At 71.4% G+C, this 19154-nt stretch carries 17 protein-coding genes; 12 read left to right on the plus strand and 5 right to left on the minus strand.

Annotated features, from left to right (window positions below):
• Window positions 1-170: 170 nt before the first annotated feature.
• The 5 genes from ACZ43N_RS00475 to ACZ43N_RS00495 all read left to right on the plus strand — a co-directional run bounded on the left by ACZ43N_RS00475 (window position 171) and on the right by ACZ43N_RS00495 (window position 6552).
• Window positions 171-3077 (plus strand): bifunctional acetate--CoA ligase family protein/GNAT family N-acetyltransferase, encoded by a 2907-nt coding sequence (locus ACZ43N_RS00475; RefSeq protein ID WP_468094119.1) that lies wholly within the window; start codon window positions 171-173, stop codon window positions 3075-3077.
• A gap of 220 nt (window positions 3078-3297) precedes the next feature.
• Window positions 3298-3729 (plus strand): hypothetical protein, encoded by a 432-nt coding sequence (locus ACZ43N_RS00480; protein ID WP_468094120.1) that lies wholly within the window; start codon window positions 3298-3300, stop codon window positions 3727-3729.
• Between the two features lie 339 nt (window positions 3730-4068).
• A complete protein-coding gene (locus tag ACZ43N_RS00485; RefSeq protein WP_055712374.1) occupies window positions 4069-4656 on the plus strand; it encodes a DUF5998 family protein in 588 nt (195 codons plus the stop codon).
• A complete protein-coding gene (locus ACZ43N_RS00490) occupies window positions 4656-5843 on the plus strand; it encodes an alkaline phosphatase family protein (protein WP_468094121.1) in 1188 nt (395 codons plus the stop codon). Before ACZ43N_RS00485 ends, ACZ43N_RS00490 begins: the two co-directional genes overlap by 1 nt.
• 61 nt (window positions 5844-5904) lie before the next feature.
• Window positions 5905-6552 carry a thymidine kinase gene (locus ACZ43N_RS00495; protein ID WP_468094122.1) on the plus strand — a complete coding sequence of 216 codons (648 nt, stop codon included), beginning with the start codon at window positions 5905-5907 and terminating at the stop codon, window positions 6550-6552.
• 87 nt (window positions 6553-6639) lie between these two features.
• Here ACZ43N_RS00495 and ACZ43N_RS00500 read toward each other — a convergent pair whose 3' ends face one another.
• Entirely contained in the window at window positions 6640-7440 is an 801-nt protein-coding gene (locus ACZ43N_RS00500) for a VOC family protein (RefSeq protein ID WP_468094123.1), read from the minus strand.
• Window positions 7441-7763: 323 nt separating this feature from the next.
• Here ACZ43N_RS00500 and ACZ43N_RS00505 point away from each other — a divergent pair, with 323 nt between their 5' ends.
• Entirely contained in the window at window positions 7764-8591 is an 828-nt protein-coding gene (locus ACZ43N_RS00505; protein WP_468094124.1) for a sulfurtransferase, read from the plus strand.
• Between the two features lie 202 nt (window positions 8592-8793).
• Here ACZ43N_RS00505 and sepH read toward each other — a convergent pair whose 3' ends face one another.
• The 3 genes from sepH to ACZ43N_RS00520 all read right to left on the minus strand — a co-directional run bounded on the left by sepH (window position 8794) and on the right by ACZ43N_RS00520 (window position 12732).
• Entirely contained in the window at window positions 8794-9813 is a 1020-nt protein-coding gene (gene sepH / locus ACZ43N_RS00510) for a septation protein SepH (RefSeq protein ID WP_468094125.1), read from the minus strand.
• A 398-nt stretch (window positions 9814-10211) separates the two neighbouring features.
• Window positions 10212-11531, minus strand: coding sequence for a D-arabinono-1,4-lactone oxidase (locus tag ACZ43N_RS00515; protein ID WP_468094126.1), 1320 nt, complete (start codon window positions 11529-11531; stop codon window positions 10212-10214).
• Complete coding sequence (locus ACZ43N_RS00520; protein WP_468094127.1) at window positions 11491-12732, minus strand: MFS transporter; 1242 nt, start codon at window positions 12730-12732, stop codon at window positions 11491-11493. Before ACZ43N_RS00520 ends, ACZ43N_RS00515 begins: the two co-directional genes overlap by 41 nt.
• Window positions 12733-12893: 161 nt before the next feature.
• On the opposite strand from ACZ43N_RS00520, the gene ACZ43N_RS00525 reads away from it, so the two are divergent.
• Window positions 12894-14021 carry a ferrochelatase gene (locus tag ACZ43N_RS00525; protein WP_468094128.1) on the plus strand — a complete coding sequence of 376 codons (1128 nt, stop codon included), beginning with the start codon at window positions 12894-12896 and terminating at the stop codon, window positions 14019-14021.
• Between the two features lie 8 nt (window positions 14022-14029).
• Window positions 14030-14848 carry an inositol monophosphatase family protein gene (locus tag ACZ43N_RS00530; protein ID WP_468094129.1) on the plus strand — a complete coding sequence of 273 codons (819 nt, stop codon included), beginning with the start codon at window positions 14030-14032 and terminating at the stop codon, window positions 14846-14848.
• Between the two features lie 108 nt (window positions 14849-14956).
• Here ACZ43N_RS00530 and ACZ43N_RS00535 read toward each other — a convergent pair whose 3' ends face one another.
• The gene (locus tag ACZ43N_RS00535; protein ID WP_167738856.1) at window positions 14957-15130 is read right to left on the minus strand and encodes a hypothetical protein; all 174 of its coding nucleotides are present in this window, start codon (window positions 15128-15130) and stop codon (window positions 14957-14959) included.
• A gap of 405 nt (window positions 15131-15535) precedes the next feature.
• Here ACZ43N_RS00535 and ACZ43N_RS00540 point away from each other — a divergent pair, with 405 nt between their 5' ends.
• The 4 genes from ACZ43N_RS00540 to ACZ43N_RS00555 all read left to right on the plus strand — a co-directional run bounded on the left by ACZ43N_RS00540 (window position 15536) and on the right by ACZ43N_RS00555 (window position 19129).
• Window positions 15536-16189 carry a response regulator transcription factor gene (locus ACZ43N_RS00540; protein ID WP_009340866.1) on the plus strand — a complete coding sequence of 218 codons (654 nt, stop codon included), beginning with the start codon at window positions 15536-15538 and terminating at the stop codon, window positions 16187-16189.
• A 6-nt stretch (window positions 16190-16195) separates the two neighbouring features.
• Entirely contained in the window at window positions 16196-17455 is a 1260-nt protein-coding gene (locus ACZ43N_RS00545) for a sensor histidine kinase (RefSeq protein ID WP_468094130.1), read from the plus strand.
• Window positions 17456-17868: 413 nt separating this feature from the next.
• Window positions 17869-18165, plus strand: coding sequence for a DUF4193 domain-containing protein (locus ACZ43N_RS00550; RefSeq protein WP_003997302.1), 297 nt, complete (start codon window positions 17869-17871; stop codon window positions 18163-18165).
• 13 nt (window positions 18166-18178) lie between these two features.
• Window positions 18179-19129 (plus strand): hypothetical protein, encoded by a 951-nt coding sequence (locus ACZ43N_RS00555; RefSeq protein WP_468094131.1) that lies wholly within the window; start codon window positions 18179-18181, stop codon window positions 19127-19129.
• The last annotated feature ends 25 nt before the right edge of the window (window positions 19130-19154 follow it).

The raw sequence follows: 19154 nt of genomic DNA on the forward strand, positions 1-19154 counted from the left end.
TTCAGGTGTGTCTCGGGTATCTCGAAGAGGTCTAGACCGGGTTGTCTAGACCAGTTTCCCATATCGTGAAGCGTCACCGGAACGGGCCCACGGCCTGACCGCGCACCGGCTGTTGTGTTTCCCCAGACTGTCCCGCGCCGTAGCCGGACGCGAGCCGTACTCTGGGGCCCATGCAGACCTCGTCGGACCGGCATGAGTACCCCGCCCACTGGGAGGCCGACGTGGTGCTGCGCGACGGCGGCACCGCACGCATCCGGCCCATCACCGTTGATGACGCCGAGCGCTTGGTCAGCTTCTACGAGCAGGTCTCCGACGAGTCGAAGTACTACCGCTTCTTCGCGCCGTACCCTCGCCTGTCCGCCAAGGACGTCCACCGCTTCACGCACCACGACTTCGTGGATCGGGTGGGGCTCGCCGCCACCGTCGGCGGCGAGTTCATCGCCACCGTACGCTATGACCGCATCGGCGCCGACGGAATGCCCGCGTCGGCCCCCGCCGACGAGGCCGAGGTCGCCTTCCTCGTCCAGGACGCCCACCAGGGGCGCGGCGTCGCCTCCGCCCTCCTGGAACACATCGCCGCCGTCGCCCGCGAGCGCGGCATCAGGCGCTTCGCCGCCGAGGTGCTGCCCGCCAACAACAAGATGATCAAGGTGTTCACCGACGCGGGGTACCAGCAGAAGCGCAGCTTCGAGGACGGCGTCGTACGTCTGGAGTTCGACCTGGAGCCCACCGACCGCTCCCTCGCGGTGCAGCGCGCGCGGGAGCAGCGCGCCGAGGCCAGGTCGGTGCAGCGGCTCCTCGCCCCCGGCTCGGTCGCCGTCATCGGCGCCGGGCGCACACCCGGCGGAGTGGGCCGCAGCGTCCTCGCCAACCTCCGGGAGGCCGGCTTCGCGGGCCGGCTCTACGCGGTGAACAAGGCCGTGCAGGAGAAGGAGATCGACGGGGTCCCGGCCCACCCCTCCGTCCGTGACATCGAGGGCCCCGTCGACCTCGCCGTCGTGGCCGTCCCCGCCGCGCAGGTCCCCGAGGTCGTCGCCGAGTGCGGTGAACACGGAGTGCAGGGCCTCGTGGTGGTCTCCGCTGGGTACGCCGAGAGCGGCCCCGAGGGGCACGAGCGCCAGCGTGAACTCGTCCGCCTGGCACGGGCGTACGGCATGCGCATCATCGGTCCGAATGCGTTCGGCGTCATCAACACCGCCCCTGATGTACGGCTCAACGCCTCGCTCGCGCCCGAGATGCCGCGCTCCGGGCGCATCGGTCTCTTCGCCCAGTCCGGCGCCATCGGTATCGCTCTGCTGTCCCGGCTGCACCGGCGCGGGGGAGGGGTCACCGGCGTGACGGGCGTGTCCACGTTCGTGTCGTCCGGCAACCGGGCGGACGTCTCCGGCAACGACGTCATCCAGTACTGGTACGAGGACCCCGACACCGATGTCGTGCTGATGTACCTGGAGTCCATCGGAAACCCGCGCAAGTTCACCCGCCTCGCCCGGCGGACCGCGGCGGTCAAACCGCTCGTCGTCGTCCAGGGCGCACGCCATGGGGCCGCACCCCCGGGGCATGCGGTGCGCGCCACCCGGCTGCCCCACGCCACCGTGTCCGCGGTGCTGCGGCAGGCGGGGGTGATCCGGGTCGACACGATCACGGAGCTGGTGGACGCGGGGCTGCTGCTGGCCCGCCAGCCGCTGCCGGCGGGCCCGCGGGTGGCGATCCTCGGGAACTCGGAGTCATTGGGGCTGCTCACCTATGACGCGTGCCTCGCGGAGGGGCTCCGTCCGCTGCCGCCGGTCGATCTGACGACCGCCGCCTCGGCGGACGACTTCCACCGGGTGCTGTCGGGCGCCCTGGCGGACGACGCGTGCGACGCGGTCGTCGTGACGGCCATACCGGCCCTCGGGGAGATGTCCCCCGATGACGCGGCCCTCGCCGAGGCGTTGCGCTCCGCGGCGGAGGTGAACCCCACGAAGCCGGTGCTCGTCGTCCACGTCGAGCTGGGCGGTCTCGCCGAGGCACTGTCGGCCGCGGCGAGCACCGCACCCCAGTCCGGCGACCGGACCCCCGCCGCCACGAGCGGTGCCCCACAGCCCCAGGCCGCCCCGGACCAGGGGGACACCCGTCGCCCCGCGGGACTGCCACCCACCGTGGCGACGGGCACCCCGACGGCGCCCTCGTCCGCCGCCCCCGGCGCCCGCCCTCTCGCCGCCGACCCCGCCGGCTCCCGGCTCATCCCCGCCTACCCCGCCGCCGAGCGGGCCGTTCGCGCGCTCTCCGAAGCCGTGAAGTACGCGCAGTGGCGGCGTGAGGCGGCGGAGCCGGGCAAGGTGCCCGAGTACGAGGACATCGACGAGAAGGGGGCCGCGCGGCAGATCGACGAGCTGCTCGCGCGGGGCGAGGGACTCACCCTCGGCGCGGCGGAGACATGCGCCCTGCTCGCCCGGTACGGCATCCGGGTCCGGGAGGCGCGGCCCGCTCCCACCCCCGACGAGGCGGTGGCGGCGGCCGAGGCGATCGGCTACCCCGTCGCGCTCAAGACGACCGCCCCGCACCTGAGGCACCGGGCCGACCTGGGCGGCGTACGCCTCGATCTGGCGGACGAGGAGCAACTGCGGCGTGCGTACGCGGAGTTGACGGGGCTGTTCGGCGGGCCGGAGGAGCTGCGTCCGGTCGTCCAGGCCATGGCCCCGCGCGGTGTCGACACGATCGTACGGACAGTGGTCGACCCGGCGGCCGGAGCGGTGCTCTCCTTCGGGCTGGCCGGGCCGGCGTCGCAGTTGCTCGGGGACATGGCGCACCGGCTGATTCCGGCCACCGAGCGGGATGCCGCCTCACTGGTGCGATCGATCCGGACGGCACCGCTCCTCTTCGGTTGGAGAGGTTCGGCGCCGGTCGACACCGGCGCCCTCGAAGAACTGCTGCTGCGGGTCTCCCGGCTGGTGGACGACCACCCCGAGGTCGTGGCCGTCTCCCTGGAGCCGGTCGTCGTCGCCCCGCACGGGCTCAGCGTGCTCGGCGCCACCGTACGGCTCGCCCGGCCGCCCGCCCGCGACGACCTCGGCCCGAGGACGCTCCCGGTCTACTGACGGCGATCAGCGAGGGGAAATCGGAGCGCCGCGCAGGCGGATCTGTCCGTACCCGGAAGTAATCCGGGAGCCGTTCCGAGGTGGCGCTCATCATTCCTTGACCATGTCCCCCTTTTCCTCAGTCGAAGCTCACATGCATTGTTCTCGCAATGCCTGTGTATTTACGGTCGACGCATCACAGCCCCCATGAACTCAAGGGAGAGTCATGCGGAAATTTCGGATGCGTCGCGGTCTTCCGCGGGCGGGGCTCCTGGCCGCCCCCTGCGCGGCGCTCATGGTCACCCCGGGCTCCGTCACCGGGACGGCGTACGCCGAGTCCGGCCGCCGCCTGTGCGCCTGCACGGAGAACGAGGACGGCTGGACCGAACTCCGGAGCAACCGCGCCTGCACCGCGTACATCGCGGTCGACCACACGAAGGACGGCGCCTGTCCGGTGGTCAGGACCGTCCCGCGGGACTTCCGCTGGAAGGTCGGCGCCCAGCCGGTGAGGAAGATCCGCTGCGAGGACTGGCCGGCCCGCGCCAACCCGTGGCCGGGCAGTGACGTGTGCACGCCCCTGCCCGCGGGCGCGGTCTTCGAGGCCCGCGTGTACGACGACGGCAAGGGCGTCGGCTGGTCCCTCGGCGCGGACATCCGGCAGTACCGGAAATAGGGTCGCGGTCCCGCCCTGCGTGCGGCACCGCGACCCTGTTGCGGGAATTCCCGGGCCGGATCCGACCGAGGAGAACCACGGCCGACCGGCGACGGGAATTCGTTTTCTTCCGGTGCGGCGGGAAATACGGGCGTACCTTTTCCCGCGGCCCGGAAGGGCCGCCCCCGCGAAGGGGGACGGTCCGCCGCCCGAGCCGCCGCGGTGCCGTGACCGCACACCCGGTCACAGGGAGGCGCCGGGCGCCGGACGCAAGAAGGCGCGACGGCCCGCTGTTGGAAAGCCCCCGGGATGCTCTTGACTGAGCCGGACCGCCCTTGCCCACGGACTAGGATGGACGTCATGGCCAAGACCAGTACGACGACCCAGGGGCTGCGTGCGGCGATCGAGCGCAGCGGCTACTACCCGGCTCTCGTGGCCGAGGCGGTGGAGGCCGCTGTCGGCGGCGATGCCATCAAGTCGTACCTGGTCCACCAGGAGACGACGTTCGACGCCAACGAGGTGCGGCGCCATGTGACGGTGCTCGTCCTCACGGCCAACCGGTTCATCGTCAGCCACACCGACGAGCAGGCCGCGGACAGCACGTCACCCACGCCCTACGCCACGACGTCCACCGAGTCGGTGAAGCTCGGCCGGATCTCGTCGGTCGTGGTCAGCCGGGTCGTCGCCAATCCCGAGTCGTACACACCCGGCACCCTGCCCCGTGAGGTCGTCCTGACCATCGGCTGGGGCGCCGTCTCCCGTATCGACCTGGAGCCCGCAGCCTGCGGCGACCCCAACTGCGAGGCCGACCACGGCTACACGGGCAGCTCCACGGCGGACGACCTCAGCCTGCGCGTCAGCGAGGCCGGTGACGGCCCGGAGACCGTACGCCAGGCCCTCGCCTTCGCGCAGTCCCTCTCCGAGGCGACCGCGGACCTCGCCCGCTGATGGCACTGCCCACCTGGGACCACCCGGAACCCCTGGCCGTCGGCTCCGCACCCGTCCCCGAGTACGGCGCCGGCTCGCTCGCCGACCTCCTGCCCACCATCGCGGCGGGCATGGAGGTCCCCGGTGCGACCGCCGCGATACCGGAGCTGGCGCCGGCCGACCGCGCCTGCGTCTTCCTGATCGACGGGCTCGGCTGGGAGCAGTTGCGGGCACACCCCGACGAAGCCCCCTTCATGACCTCCCTGCTGGCGTCCTCGCGCGGCGGCACCGGCCGCCCCATCACCGCCGGCTACCCGGCCACCACGGCGACCTCCCTGGCCTCCGTGGGTACCGGACTCCCGCCGGGCGCGCACGGGCTCCCCGGCTACACGGTCCGCGACCCCGAGACCCAGGAGCTGATGAACCAGCTCCGCTGGCAGCCCTGGACGGCACCGCACGTGTGGCAGCCGTACCCGACGGTCTTCCAGCTCGCCCACGAGGCAGGCGTGCACACCGCGCAGGTCTCGTCCCCCGCCTTCGAGCACACCCCCCTGACGAAGGTCGCGCTGAGCGGCGGGACCTTCCACGGCCGCCTCTCCGGCGAGGACCGCATGGACCTGGCCGCCCGGCAACTGGGCGCCGGTGACCGTGCGTTGGTCTACACGTACTACTCCGAGGTGGACGGCGCCGGGCACCGCTACGGGCTCGACTCGGACACCTGGCGCGGCCAGCTCATGCACGTCGACCGCCTCGTCCAGCGGCTGGCCGAGCAACTCCCGCCGCGCAGTGCCCTCTACGTCACCGCCGACCACGGCATGCTCGACGTTCCCTTCGACGAGCTGCACCGCATCGACTTCGACCAGGACTGGGAACTGCGCGCCGGGGTCGCCCTGCTGGGCGGCGAGGGCCGCGCCCGCCATGTGTACGCGGTGCCGGGCGCCGAGGCGGATGTACTGACCTGCTGGCGCGAGGTGCTCGGCGAGCAGTTCTGGGTCGCCTCGCGGGACGAGGCGATCGCGGCGGGCTGGTTCGGGCCGACCGTGGACGAACGGGTGTACGCCCGCATCGGTGACGTGGTCGCGGCCGCCCGCGACGACGTCCTGATCATCGCCTCCGAACGGGAGCCCAAGGAGTCGGCGATGGTCGGCAACCACGGCTCGATGACACCGGCGGAACAGCTGATCCCGCTCCTCGAAGTACGCTCCTGACGCCCCGTCGCACACGCCGACCGCTCCGCTGCCCTCCTTGCCGAAAGGTGCTCACCTCACCATGTCCGAGCTGGTGTTCTTCTCCGGAACCATGGACTGCGGGAAGTCGACGCTGGCCCTCCAGATAGAGCACAACCGCTCGGCGCGGGGCCTCCAGGGCATGATCTTCACGCGCGACGACCGCGCGGGCCAGGGCAAGCTCTCCTCCCGCCTCGGCCTGGTCACCGACGCCGTCGAGGTCGAGGACGGACAGGACCTGTATGCCTACCTCGTCGACCACCTCTCCCAGGGGCGCCGCGCGGACTACGTGATCGCCGACGAGGCCCAGTTCCTCGCCCCCGAGCAGATCGACCAACTCGCCCGTGTCGTGGACGACCTTGGCCTCGACGTCTACGCCTTCGGCATCACCACCGACTTCCGCTCCAAGCTCTTCCCCGGCTCCCAGCGCCTGGTCGAGCTCGCCGACCGCGTCGAGGTCCTCCAGGTCGAGGCCCTGTGCTGGTGCGGCGCCCGCGCGACCCACAACGCCCGCACCATAGGCGGTCACATGGTCGTCGAGGGGGCCCAGGTCGTCGTCGGCGACGTCAACCAGCCCGACGACATCGGCTACGAGGTGCTCTGCCGCCGCCACCACCGCCGCCGGATGACCGCGGCGACGGCCCGCGCGGGAGCCCTCGCCCCGGACGTCCTCCCGGTCGAGACGGCCTGAGCCGCTGTCCCGGCGCCGGTACCGACGGACCCGTCGTCGCTGCGCCTGCCCTCAGTGCTCCGCCCGCCCTCAGCACCCAGCCCGTCCTCAGCGCTCCATGTGCACCAGCGCGAAGACGGCGCCCTCCGGATCCGCCACGGTGGCCACGCGGCCCTGAGGGGTGTCGTGGGGCGGGGTGAGGACACTGCCCCCGAGGGTGAGGACGTGCTGGGTGGCCTCGTCGGTGTCGGTTGCCTCGAAATACGTCAGCCAGTAAGGGCCGCGGTCGCGGGGGAGGGCGGTGCCGACGCCGTGGATGCCCGCGACGGGGCGGCCTCCGATGTGGAGGGTGACGTGGTCGGTGTCGGGGTCGGGGGAGGCCACCGGTCTCTCCGCATAACCGAAGGCCACCTCGTAGAACTTGGCGACGCTCTCGGTGTCATAGGTGAGGAGCTCGTCCCAGGCGGGGGTGCCCGGCACACCGGTGATGTCCCTGCCGAGATGTTCCGCCGCCTGCCAGATGCCGAAGACGGCGCCCGTGGGGTCGGAGGCGATCGCGAGCCGGCCCGCGTCCCCGGCGTCCAGCGGTCCGACCCCCACCGTCCCGCCGCAGTGCCGTACGGTCGCCGCGGTCAGATCCACGTCCTCGGAAGCGAAGTACGGCGTCCAGGCGATGGGAAGGTGCCGGTCCGGCGGCAGCTGCCCGATCCCCGCCACCTCGCGTCCGTCGAGCAGCGCCCGCGCATACGGGCCGAGCTGCTGCGGACCGGGCTGGAACTCCCAGCCGAACAGCGCTCCGTAGAACTCCTGGGTCGCGGCCATCCCGTGCACCATCAGGCTCACCCAGCAAGGCGTGCCCGGTGGGTACGCCCCACCGCTCGGGCCGGTCGACCCCCGTGCGTCGGTCATCGTCACTCTCTCCTCGGCCCCACGCGGCCGCGTCCGTCCGCCCCTCCGTACACGTGTACCGCGTCCACCCGCGATCACGCCCCGTGCCGATGCTCGCACCACCCGTGGTGCCGCGCGCCCGCGCCGCACCGCCGCGCCCTGGCGCACGTACGTACGCGAATGCCGCGGTGACAGTGACGTGCCGCCGTCTCCGTGGCTGACGTGGGGTGACCGCCGACGGTACGGCATGTGTCCGATCCCATACGCCTGGTGATCGGAACCGTCCGGCGGGCAGAGTAGCCGGACGCGGGCGAAGCGGCCACCCCGTGCGCGAGGATGGAGCCATGAACGCCATCATCTCCGCATCCGACCTCGCCGAAGAGCTGGCCGGACCCCGCCCGCCGGTCCTGCTGGACGTGCGCTGGCAGTTGGGCGGCCCGCATCTGCGGCCCGAGTACGACAAGGCGCACATCCCGGGGGCCGTCTTCGTCGACCTGGACTCCGAACTCGCGGGCCCGGCGGGCGCCGCCGGCCGTCACCCGCTGCCGGACCTGGAGACCTTCGGCGCGGCGATGCGAGCGGCCGGGGTGTCCGCCGACCGCCCGGTCGTCGTGTACGACGGCGGGCTCAACTGGGCCGCGGCGCGCGCGTGGTGGCTGCTCCGCTGGTCCGGCCACCCCTCGGTGCGCGTCCTCGACGGCGGTCTCGCGGCCTGGGGCGGCCCTCTGACGGCCGAACTCCCCGAGCCGGAGCCGGGAACCTTCACCCCTGCCCCCGGCGCCCTTCCGCTCCTCGACGCGGACGGCGCCGCGGCGCTGGCCCGCGGCGGTCTGCTCCTCGACGCACGGGCCGCCGAGCGCTACCGCGGGGACGTGGAGCCCATCGACCCGGTCGGCGGCCACATCCCGGGCGCCGTGTCCGCACCCACCACCGAGAACGTGACCGCGTCCGGTCACTTCCGTTCCGCCGCCGAACTCGCCGACCGTTTCAAGGCACTCGGCGCGACCGGGGACACGGAGATCGGCGTGTACTGCGGCTCGGGCGTCTCCGGCGCCCACCAGGTGCTCGCCCTGGCCGTCGCCGGCATCCCGGCCGCGCTGTACGTCGGCTCCTGGTCGCAGTGGTCCCGGGACGGCAGCCGCCCGGTGGCCACCGGGCCCGACCCCCAGTGACGCACCGCCGACGGCATGCCGCGGGGCCCGCGTCTGAACGACACGGGCCCCGCACACGTATGAAAGACCGACCCCCCACCCACGGAAGAAGACCCGGAAGCGGAAGAAGAACCCCGGAGGAAGCAGGACGCAGAAACGGATCGGCATGAGCGATCGTTCCTGCGCGTAGCCGTCGACCCCCGCCGCACGCCCGCTGTTCCCGCTACTCCTGTTTCTTGCGGCGCGTGCCGAACACGATCTCGTCCCAGCTGGGCACCGCCGCGCGACGGCCCGGCCGTACACCGTCGGCCTCGGCCTGGCGGTCGGTGGAGCCGATGAGCCGGTCCCGGTGGCCGTTGACCGACCGCGGCGGCATGAGGACGTCCGCGTAGGCGGAACCGGCCGAGGCCGCGGGGGCCGCGGACTCCTCGTCCGCCTCCTCGACGGACTCCTCCTGCGGTTCGGCGGGCGGCACTTCGGGCACCACCAGGTCGCCCCGGTAGCTGGGGACGGCCTCCAGGATGCTCGTGAGCGAGTCGCGCTCGCTCACGGTCTCCTCGTCGGACTCGGGTGTCACGGCCGGCAGGACGGGACGTTCCGCCTGACGGTCGCGGGGCAGCCGGGCGATCCTCGGCACGAAGGGGAAACTCGGTTCGGGCGCGCCCAGGTCGTCGGACTCGCCGATCAGGGAGCGCGCCTCGTCGTCGACGGCCTGGACGAGCCGTCGGGGCGGGTCGTACGTCCAGCTCGCCGAGTGCGGCTCGCCCGCGACCCGGTACACCAGCAGAACCTCCCAGGTGCCGTCGTCGCGGCGCCACGAGTCCCACTGGACGGTGTCCTTCTCGGCGCCGCGGATCAACAGCCGCTCCTGGACGGCCTCGCCGAGCTGCGGGCCGGCCGCGTTCTCGCCGGGACGGCGGACGGGGGTCTTGCGTGCCCGCTCGGCCATGAAGGCGCGCTCGGCCAGCACGGGGCCCTCGAACCGGCGCACCCGGTCGACGGGAATGCCGGCGAGCTGCGCGACCTCCTCGGCCGTGGCACCCGCGCGTATACGCGCCTGGATGTCACGGGGGCGGAGATGGCTCTCGACCTCGATCTCGATCTGGCCGAGACGGGGGCGGTCACCGCGTACGGCGGCGCGCAGGCGTTCGTCGATCGGAAGCGTGTACTCCGTGGAATCGGCAGCCTTCAGCACCAGCCGTGTGCCGTCATTGGAGACGGCCACGACACGCAGTTCGGGCATGGGGACCTCCCGGGTGGTGCCTGCCGACGTCACGTGCGTCGCTGCTTCCGCTAGTCGAGTGTGGCCTGCCCGGGTGCAGCCTGCCACAACCTTGCCGAGTTGCCCGGCGTGTCGGGCGCGAGCCCGAGGTCGCCGTTCACGGTACCTATTCGCAACGCTAAGTGACGAACCTCATCACCCTGTGCAACGATCCCCCTCCCGGCGGTCCTCGAAGGCCCCGGACACCCTGGCGGGAGTCCGGACCCAGGGCTCGCAACAGTACTCCATTCGGGCCACTTGCGTGGATCGGCACGCCGCTCGACTTCTGGTGGGAGACGGCAATCGGCCGCGGGGGCGGGCCCTTTCGTCACGCGAGGTAAGGGGAGGGCTGCTCGCGATCACCGGAACCGCCCGCCAGGCTACGCTCCCAGCACGCGGCGCAAGTAGTCGTTCTGGAAACGCCGTTCGGGGTCGAGCCGGTCGCGCAGCGCGGTGAACTCACCGAAGCGGGGGTAGACCTTGGCGAAGTAGTCCGAGTCCCGTGTGTGCACCTTGCCCCAGTGCGGGCGCCCCTCGTGCGCCGTGAAGATCCGCTCGGCGGCCGTGAAGTACGCCTGATAGGGCGTCCCCCTGAACATGTGGACGGCGATGTAGGCGCTGTCCCGGCCGGAGGCGGTGGAGAGCGTGATGTCGTCGGCCGGGGCGGTGCGGACCTCCACCGGGAAGCTGACGCGGAGGGGGGAGCGGTCGACCATCGCCTTGAGTTCACGCAGTGTGTCCACCACGGCCTCGCGCGGAACGGCGTATTCCATCTCCACGAAACGCACCCGGCGCGGAGAGGTGAAGACCTTGTAAGGGATGTCTGTGTAGGTGCGCGCGGACAGGGCGCGGCTGGAGATCTGGGCGATCGTGGGGATGGTGGCGGGTACGGCCTGGCCGACCCAGTTGGCCACCTGGAAGACACCGTTGGAGAGGAACTCGTCCTCGAACCAGCTGTTCAGCTGCGGGACGGGCTTCTCCGGGCCGGCGCTGCGGTTGTTGCGCTTGGTGTTGGTGCTTCCGGTGTGCGGGAACCAGTAGAACTCGAAGTGCTCGTTCTCGGCGTGCAGTTCGTCGAACTCGGCCAGCACCCTCTCGAACGGCATCGGCTCCTCGCGGGCCGTGAGCAGGAAGATCGGCTCCACGGCGAAGGTGATCGCGGTGACGATGCCGAGCGCGCCGATGCCGACGCGGGCGGCCGCGAAGACGTCCGCGTTCTCGGTGGCGGAACAGGTGAGGATCGAGCCGTCCGCGGTGACCAGTTCAAGTCCCTTGATCTGGGCGGCGATCGAGGCCGATTCACGGCCGGTGCCGTGAGTGCCCGTGCTGGTGGCGCCGGAGACGGTCTGCTCCATGATGTCGCCCATGTTCGTGAGCGACAGCCCCTCGCGCGCGAGGGCCACATTGAGTCTCTTGAGCGGGGTCCCGGCGCCCACCGTGACGGTCATGGCGTCGCGATCGATCTTGCGTATGCCCGTCAGCAGTTGAGGGCGGATCATTACCCCGTCGGTCGCGGCGGCGGCCGTGAAGGAGTGCCCCGTGCCGACGGCCTTCACCCTGAGATCGTCCTCGGCGGCCCGGCGCACCGCCGCGGCGAGTTCCTCGACGGTGGCAGGGGTGACCTCCCGTACGGGCCGGGCGGTCACGTTCCCCGCCCAGTTACGCCACGTGCCGCTCTTCCCGATCACTGTGGTGCTCATGGGGCCCTCCCCGTTCCGGTGCCGGCCTGCGCAGCCGGCGGTACCCGAGGAAACCGACCGCGACCGCGACGGCACCGGACACGGCCGGAACCCCGTACCCGGCGTCGGCTCCGGCAGTGTCGATCACCCAGCCGGAAACGGAGGAGCCGAGCGCGACGCCGACCGCGAGTCCGGTGCTCACCCAGGTCATGCCCTCGGTCAGTTGCGCGCGTGGTACGTGCTCTTCGATCAGGGACATCGTCGTGATCATCGTGGGTGCGATGGACAGGCCCGCGACGAAGAGCGCCACGGCCAGAAACGGCAAGTTTCCGACCAGTAGGAGGGGGATCATACTCACGGCCGTGCCGCAGACGCCCAGTAGCCAACGAAGCTCGGCCGCCCCGGAGAACCGCAGCAGTCCGAACACGACGCCGGCAAGGCAGGATCCGGCCGCGTAGAGGGCCAGGACGACGCTCGCGGCGGCCTTGTGGCCCTGCTCCTCGGCGAAGGCCACGGTGACCACGTCGACCGCTCCGAAGATCGCCCCGGTCGCCACGAACGTGGCCACCAGGACCTGCAGTCCGGGCGAGCGCAGCGCGGAGCTGCCGCTCCCGTGCTGTCCGCGCAGATGCGGGGCGGGCTCGGTGGCCCGCTGGGCGGTCAGCCAGAACACCCCGACGGCGAGGAAGCAGGCGGCGAGCAGCGGCCCGGCTTCCGGGAACCACGCTGTCGACAGACCGATGGAGATGATCGGGCCGAAAATGAAGCAGACCTCGTCCACCACGGACTCGAACGAGTAGGCGGTGTGCAGCCGCGGAGTGCCCCTGTAGAGCGCCGCCCAGCGGGCGCGGGTCATGGCACCGAGGCTCGGCACACAGCCGATGCCGGCCGAGCACACGTACAGCACCCGGTCCGGCCATCCGTAGTGTGCGGCGCACAGCAGCCCCGCGGCGGCGGTCAGCGCGACGAGTGTCGCCGGGCGCAGCACCCGCCGCTGCCCGTACTGGTCCACCAGACGGGAGATCTGCGGGCCGAGCACGGCGGCGGACAGTGCGATGGTCGCCGACAGGGCGCCGGCCAACCCGTACCGCCCGGTGAGCTGCGAGATCATCGTGACCACGCCGATGCCCATCATCGACAGCGGCATACGGCCGATCAGGCCCGCGGCGGTGAAGCCCTTGGTGCCGGGTGTGGCGAACAGAGCCGTGTAGGGGCTGGGCACGGGGGGTCTCCGAGGGGTGCGGGAAGCGAAGGGAACCGTTCCCTGGCCGGGGCTGTAAGGCGTGAAGTCAGTCGATACAGCTTACGGGTCAGGTAAACCTAAGTCACCTCCGGGCATGGGCCCCGATCCCGGCCGTCGGTGCCGGGTGGCAGGATCGAGTCATGCCACACGCGCACGACGCCACCCCCTACGACGCCCTGCTCCTGCTCTCGTTCGGCGGCCCGGAGGGCCCGGACGACGTGATCCCGTTCCTGGAGAACGTGACGCGAGGGCGCGGCATCCCCAAGGAACGTCTCAAGGAAGTCGGCGAGCACTACTTCCTGTTCGGCGGGGTGAGCCCCATCAACGACCAGAACCGTGCCCTCCTGGACGCCCTCCGCAAGGACTTCGCCGAGCACGGCCTGGACCTGCCGGTCTACTGGGGCAACCGCAACTGGGCGCCCTACCTCACCGACACCCTGCGCGAGATGGTCGCCGACGGCCGCCGCCGCATCCTGGTGCTCGCCACCAGCGCTTACGCCTCGTACTCGGGCTGCCGCCAGTACCGCGAGAACCTCGCCGACTCGCTCGCCGCCCTTCAGGCCGAGGGCCTGGAGCTGCCGAAGGTCGACAAGATCCGGCACTACTTCAACCACCCCGGCTTCCTGGAGCCCATGATCGACGGGGTGATCGAGTCCCTCGCCGACCTCCCCGAGGACGTCCGGGACGGCGCGCACATCGCCTTCTGCACGCACTCCGTCCCGAACGCGTCGGCGGACACCTCCGGCCCGGTCGAGGAGCACGGCGAGGGCGGCGCCTACGTCGAGGAGCACCTGGACGTCTCCCGGCTCATCGTGGACGCCGTGCGTGAGCGGACCGGTGTGGAGCACCCCTGGCAGCTCGTCTACCAGTCCCGCTCCGGCGCCCCCCACATCCCGTGGCTGGAGCCCGACATCTGCGACCACCTGGAGCAGCTGAGCGCGTCCGGCGCCCCGGCCGTCGTGATGGCGCCCATCGGGTTCGTCTCGGACCACATGGAGGTCCTCTACGACCTCGACACCGAGGCCATGGCCAAGGGTGAGGAGCTGGGTCTGCCGGTGCGCCGCTCGGCCACCGTGGGCGCCGACCCGCGCTTCGCCGCCGCGATCCGCGACCTGGTCCTGGAGCGCGCCGCCGTGGAGCGGGGCCAGGCCGTGACGCCCTGCGCCCTCGGCGCCCTCGGCGCGAGCCACAACCTGTGCCCGGTCGGCTGCTGCCCGGCCCGCGGCCCGAAGCCCGCCGCCGCGGGCGCCGACAGCCCGTACGCGTGAGGAGCACCGTGACCGATCAGCCGAACCACCCGGACGCACTGAAGGCAGAACTGCTGGAGATCGCCCTGGAGGCGGCCCACCGCGCGGGTGCCTTCCTGCGCGACGGACGGCCCGAGGGACTCGGGGTCGCCGCCACCAAGTCCAGCGCGGTCGACGTCGTCACCGAGATGGACATCGCCTCCGAGAAGCTGATCACCGGCCTGCTGGCCGAGCGCAGGCCGCACGACGGCGTGCTCGGCGAGGAGGGCGCCAGCGTCGCGGGCACCAGTGGTGTCCAGTGGGTGATCGACCCGATCGACGGCACCGTCAACTACCTGTACGGCCTGCCGAGCTGGGCCGTGTCCATAGCGGCCCGTGTGGACGGCGAGACGGTCGTCGGGGTGGTCCACGCCCCCGTGCGCGGCGAGACCTACCGGGCTGTCCTCGGGGAGGGTGCGTTCGTGAACGACCGGCCCGCGCGTGTGCGGCCCGCCCCCGACCTGGAGCTGGCCCTGGTCGGCACGGGCTTCGGCTACCGCGCCGAGCGCCGGGCCAGGCAGGCCGACGTGCTGCGTGAGCTGATCCCCCAGGTCCGCGACATCCGTCGCGGCGGCTCGGCCGCGATCGACCTGTGCGACGTGGCCGTGGGCCGCCTGGACGCGTACTACGAGCGCGGCCTGAACGCCTGGGACTACGCGGCGGGCGACCTCATCGCCCGGGAGGCGGGCGCCCTGACCGGTGGCCGCCCCGCAGAGCCCCTCTCGCCCGACCTGACCGTCGCCGCCCCACCCGGCCTCTTCGAGGCCCTCCAGGCCCGCCTGGAGGAGCTCGGCGCCTGGCACGACTGAGCGGGCCGTCAGCGGCACAGGCGCACGCGTCGTGCAGCGGTACGCACGCAAAAGAGCGGGACCCCCGGCTGGATGCCTGGGATCCCGTTGTCGTGCGCGGGTTCGGGATCAGACGCTGAACGCGCCGACTTCCACACCGTGGTCGGCGGCGAGGCGGTGCAGGTCGTCGAGCTCGGCCTGCTCCACTTCGACGAGGAAGTCGTCGCCCTCGTCGCGAGCCCTGGTCAGGTCGGACTCGGTCGCCCTTATGCGCTGCAGAAGTCCTGCGGTGAATGCGTCCATGCTGCGCCCCCTCGTCCTGGTCGTGGGTCGATGGCACGGGGGTGTGCCGGTTCGGAAGGGACGATCACGCTTCTTGTGGATGCCCAGCGCCACCCGTGCCGGGCGGCGTCGGTGCCGGACACCCACGCCCGCTCTGCGGAAAGCGGACGGTTGCGTACCGCATGGTGGTGCGGCACAAGCAGAGCGTGATCGCGGGGTGTAAAGCCTGTCCTCCCCTCGCCGTCTCGGACGGAAACCTCAGCAGCACGAAAAAATCCCGTATTCCCGGTCGGCTCCGGGCAGGAGGTCGCCTTACCGCCGACTTACGGCCGAAAAAGGCAGGATGGAGGTCACACACCCACGAACACCCTGCCCGTGTGCGCCCTTCGGCGTGCTACGCGGGTGGACACAGGAAGGACAAGCGACGTGCGCGTACTCGTCGTCGAGGACGAGCAGCTGCTCGCCGATGCGGTGGCCACCGGACTGCGCCGGGAGGCCATGGCCGTCGACGTCGTGTACGACGGTGCGGCCGCCCTGGAGCGCATCGGCGTCAACGACTACGACGTGGTCGTCCTCGACCGCGACCTGCCCCTCGTCCACGGAGACGACGTCTGCCGCAAGCTCGTCGAGCTCGGCCTGCCCACGCGCGTGCTGATGCTCACCGCGTCCGGCGACGTCAGCGACCGCGTCGAGGGCCTGGAGATCGGCGCCGACGACTATCTGCCCAAGCCGTTCGCCTTCAGCGAGCTCATCGCGCGCGTGCGGGCCCTCGGGCGGCGGACGAGCGTGCCCCTGCCGCCGGTCCTGGAGCGGGCCGGCATCAAGCTCGACCCCAACCGCCGCGAGGTCTTCCGTGACGGCAAGGAGGTCCAGCTCGCACCCAAGGAATTCGCGGTCCTGGAGGTACTGATGCGCAGCGAAGGCGCCGTCGTCTCCGCGGAACAGCTCCTGGAGAAGGCCTGGGACGAGAACACCGACCCGTTCACCAACGTCGTCCGGGTCACCGTCATGACGCTGCGGCGCAAGCTCGGCGAGCCACCGGTGATCGTCACCGTGCCCGGCTCCGGCTACCGGATCTGATCCGCCATGGCAGCGACCCCGGCACCGCCCGCAGCTCCCCCCAAGCCCACCTGGGACCCCCAGCGGCCGCAGGCCCCGTTCCCGTGGCTGCGCCCGACCATCCGCATACGGCTCACGCTGCTGTACGGCGGCATGTTCCTGATCGCCGGCATCCTGCTGCTGTCGATCATCTATCTGCTGGCCGCCCAGGCGATCAACACCGGCAACCAGCCGCTGTTCAAGATCGTGGGCGGCACCGACATCAGCGTCTCCAGCGAGCAGTGCCCCGCCGTCGACGCCGACTCGACGGTCAACGTCCCGCTCGACGACTTCAACGCCGCGATCGCCAACTGCATCGACGACCAGCGCGGAGCCGCCCTGGACGCCTTTCTCAGCCGCTCGCTGCTGGCCCTGCTGGGTCTCGCGGTGATCGCGTTCGCCTTCGGCTACGCGATGGCGGGCCGGGTGCTCGCGCCGCTCGGCCGCATCACGCGCACCGCGCGCGCGGTGGCCGGTTCGGACCTCTCCCGCCGTATCGAGCTGGATGGTCCGGACGACGAGCTGAAGGAGCTGGCGGACACCTTCGACGACATGCTGGAGCGGCTCCAGCGGGCCTTCACGGCCCAGCAGCGCTTCGTCGGCAACGCCTCGCACGAACTGAGAACGCCCCTGGCCATCAACCGCACGCTGCTGGAGGTGCACCTGTCCGATCCGAACGCGCCCGCGGAGCTGCAGCAGCTGGGCAAGACGCTGCTGGCCACCAACGAGCGCAGCGAGCAGCTCGTCGAGGGGCTGCTGCTGCTCGCCCGCAGTGACAACCAGATCGTCGAGCGCAAGCCCGTGGACCTCGCCGAGGTGGCCTCCCAGGCCATCGACCAGGTGCACGCCGAGGCGGACGCCAAGAAGGTGGAGATCCGCGGCGAGCGGGCTCCCGCGGTCGTCCAGGGCAACGGCGTGCTGCTGGAGCGGATCGCGCTGAACCTCGTCCAGAACGCCGTCCGGTACAACGTGCCGGGTCCGGGTGGCTGGGTCGAGGTGACGACGGAGCTCCAGCAGGGCCAGGCGGTCCTGGTGGTCAGCAACACCGGCCCCGTGGTCCCGGCGTACGAGATCGACAATCTCTTCGAGCCGTTCCGGCGGCTGCGTACGGAGCGCACGGGCAGCGACAAGGGCGTGGGGCTCGGCCTGTCGATCGTCCGGTCCGTGGCGCGCGCGCACGGCGGTCACATCGCCGCCCAGCCACGAGAGGGAGGCGGCCTGGTGATGCGTGTGACCCTGCCCGTCTGAGAACATGTGCCGGCTTCCGGGATATGTTCGCTTCACGCGGAATTTCCCGGGGTGCCGATGGGTTCTGATCAGAACGGTCGTGCGCGACCGATGTGTGATCGATCACATGGGCGATTTTCCAGCCATCTACTGAGCGTGATCATGTTCCTGCCGGAACGCCGGGAAAATCCGGGTTTTCGGGGGTTGAGATGACGGGAAGTACATGCGGAGGCGCCTTTGAAATGCAGCCTGAGGACCGTGTACGGTCCCGTTCGCCATCCAAGCTGATCACTCTTGAGGGGTCCGGTTGGGTGTCGATTGAGTAACAGACCTTGATGTGAGGCAAAATCTCCGCCTCAGGTCGGGCACAAGTCCGGCCTCTCACGCGTTACGTGCGCTGGAGACACCGCAGACACCCAGAGGGGGAGAGCGACATGGCAACGGATTACGACACCCCACGCAAGACCGACGACGACGTCGACTCGGACAGCCTGGAAGAACTCAAGGCGCGCCGGAACGACAAGTCGACCTCCTCGGTGGACGTCGACGAGTTCGAGGCCGCCGAGGGCCTGGAACTGCCGGGCGCCGACCTCTCGAACGAGGAGCTGGCCGTCCGGGTCCTGCCCAAGCAGCAGGACGAGTTCACCTGCATGAGCTGCTTCCTGGTGCACCACCGCAGCCAGCTGGCCCGCGAGAAGAACGGTCAGCCGATCTGCCGCGACTGCGACTGAGGCAGGGTCGGCCGTGACTGGCTCGACCCCTCCTTGGAAGCGCCGCTTCCGCAAGGGGGCGGACCATGGGCCGCGCAGCGGCCCTGACGGCGTGCGTGACGACGAGCGGGGCTCCTCCGATCCGGGAGCGGCCTCGCTCGAACGTGCGCCCGACACGGCGTCGGGGGGCGCCACGGGGGAGCAGGGACGCCTGCCCGTACCGGTGGACACTCCGGCGCCGGTCGCCGGAAGGCGTGCGGCGGTCGTCCGGTCCGGGCTCGCCCAGGGCCTGAGAGTCGGGGCCCGCAAGGGCGGTGACCGCGCCAGGGCCGGGCTCGCGTACCTCACCGACCGGATCATCGACATGGCCCCGAGGATCCCCGTACGGGACCTCGCGACCCTTCGCGCCCAGTTCCCGGGCCTCGGGCCGGAACAGCTCGCCGACACTCTCGTGGCGGGCGCCGCGAACGCGTCCTCCACCGTGGGCGCCGGGGTCGGAGCGGCCGCCATGCTGCCCACACCGCCGGCCATGCCCGCGGAACTGGCCGCCGAGATCACCGGCGTCGCCGCGATCGAGCTGAAACTCATCGCCGAACTGCACGAGGTGTACGGGGTACGACCGCCCGGAAACCTCCGCCAGCGCAGCACCGCCTACCTCGACTCCTGGTCCGGCGAGCGCGGTATCGACGTGACCAGACCCGCGACGATCGACGCGGCACTCGGCGGACAGCTGAAGCGGCAGCTGCGCCAGCAGATCATGAAGCGCATGGTGCGGAACCTGCCGAACCTGATGCCGTTCCTGGTCGGCGCCGCCGTCGGCGCCGTCATGAACCGCCGGGACACCAAGCACCTCGCGGAGCGCGTCCGCAAGGACCTGCGGCGGACACAGGTGCCCTGGGAGGAACTGCCGGAACTCCCGGCGCTGGAGAAGCCGGCGAACCCCGTGGCGGTGGGGGAGCTGCCGAAGGAACTCGGCGAGGACTGACCACGGCCCGGCCGCGAGCCCGTCG

The sequence above is a fragment of the Streptomyces sp. NPDC030814 genome (assembly GCF_055572155.1).

What these genes read in the sequence shown, in the direction of transcription:
- ACZ43N_RS00480 (WP_468094120.1), top strand. Translation starts at nt 3,298, where the DNA reads ATGCGTCGCGGTCTTCCGCGGGCGGGGCTCCTGGCCGCCCCCTGCGCG.
- ACZ43N_RS00515 (WP_468094126.1), bottom strand. Translation starts at nt 11,531, where the DNA reads ATGAGCACCACAGTGATCGGGAAGAGCGGCACGTGGCGTAACTGGGCG.
- sepH (WP_468094125.1), bottom strand. Translation starts at nt 9,813, where the DNA reads ATGCCCGAACTGCGTGTCGTGGCCGTCTCCAATGACGGCACACGGCTG.
- ACZ43N_RS00505 (WP_468094124.1), top strand. Translation starts at nt 7,764, where the DNA reads ATGAACGCCATCATCTCCGCATCCGACCTCGCCGAAGAGCTGGCCGGA.
- ACZ43N_RS00475 (WP_468094119.1), top strand. Translation starts at nt 171, where the DNA reads ATGCAGACCTCGTCGGACCGGCATGAGTACCCCGCCCACTGGGAGGCC.
- ACZ43N_RS00525 (WP_468094128.1), top strand. Translation starts at nt 12,894, where the DNA reads ATGCCACACGCGCACGACGCCACCCCCTACGACGCCCTGCTCCTGCTC.
- ACZ43N_RS00485 (WP_055712374.1), top strand. Translation starts at nt 4,069, where the DNA reads ATGGCCAAGACCAGTACGACGACCCAGGGGCTGCGTGCGGCGATCGAG.
- ACZ43N_RS00535 (WP_167738856.1), bottom strand. Translation starts at nt 15,130, where the DNA reads ATGGACGCATTCACCGCAGGACTTCTGCAGCGCATAAGGGCGACCGAG.
- ACZ43N_RS00550 (WP_003997302.1), top strand. Translation starts at nt 17,869, where the DNA reads ATGGCAACGGATTACGACACCCCACGCAAGACCGACGACGACGTCGAC.
- ACZ43N_RS00495 (WP_468094122.1), top strand. Translation starts at nt 5,905, where the DNA reads ATGTCCGAGCTGGTGTTCTTCTCCGGAACCATGGACTGCGGGAAGTCG.
- ACZ43N_RS00500 (WP_468094123.1), bottom strand. Translation starts at nt 7,440, where the DNA reads ATGACCGACGCACGGGGGTCGACCGGCCCGAGCGGTGGGGCGTACCCA.
- ACZ43N_RS00545 (WP_468094130.1), top strand. Translation starts at nt 16,196, where the DNA reads ATGGCAGCGACCCCGGCACCGCCCGCAGCTCCCCCCAAGCCCACCTGG.
- ACZ43N_RS00490 (WP_468094121.1), top strand. Translation starts at nt 4,656, where the DNA reads ATGGCACTGCCCACCTGGGACCACCCGGAACCCCTGGCCGTCGGCTCC.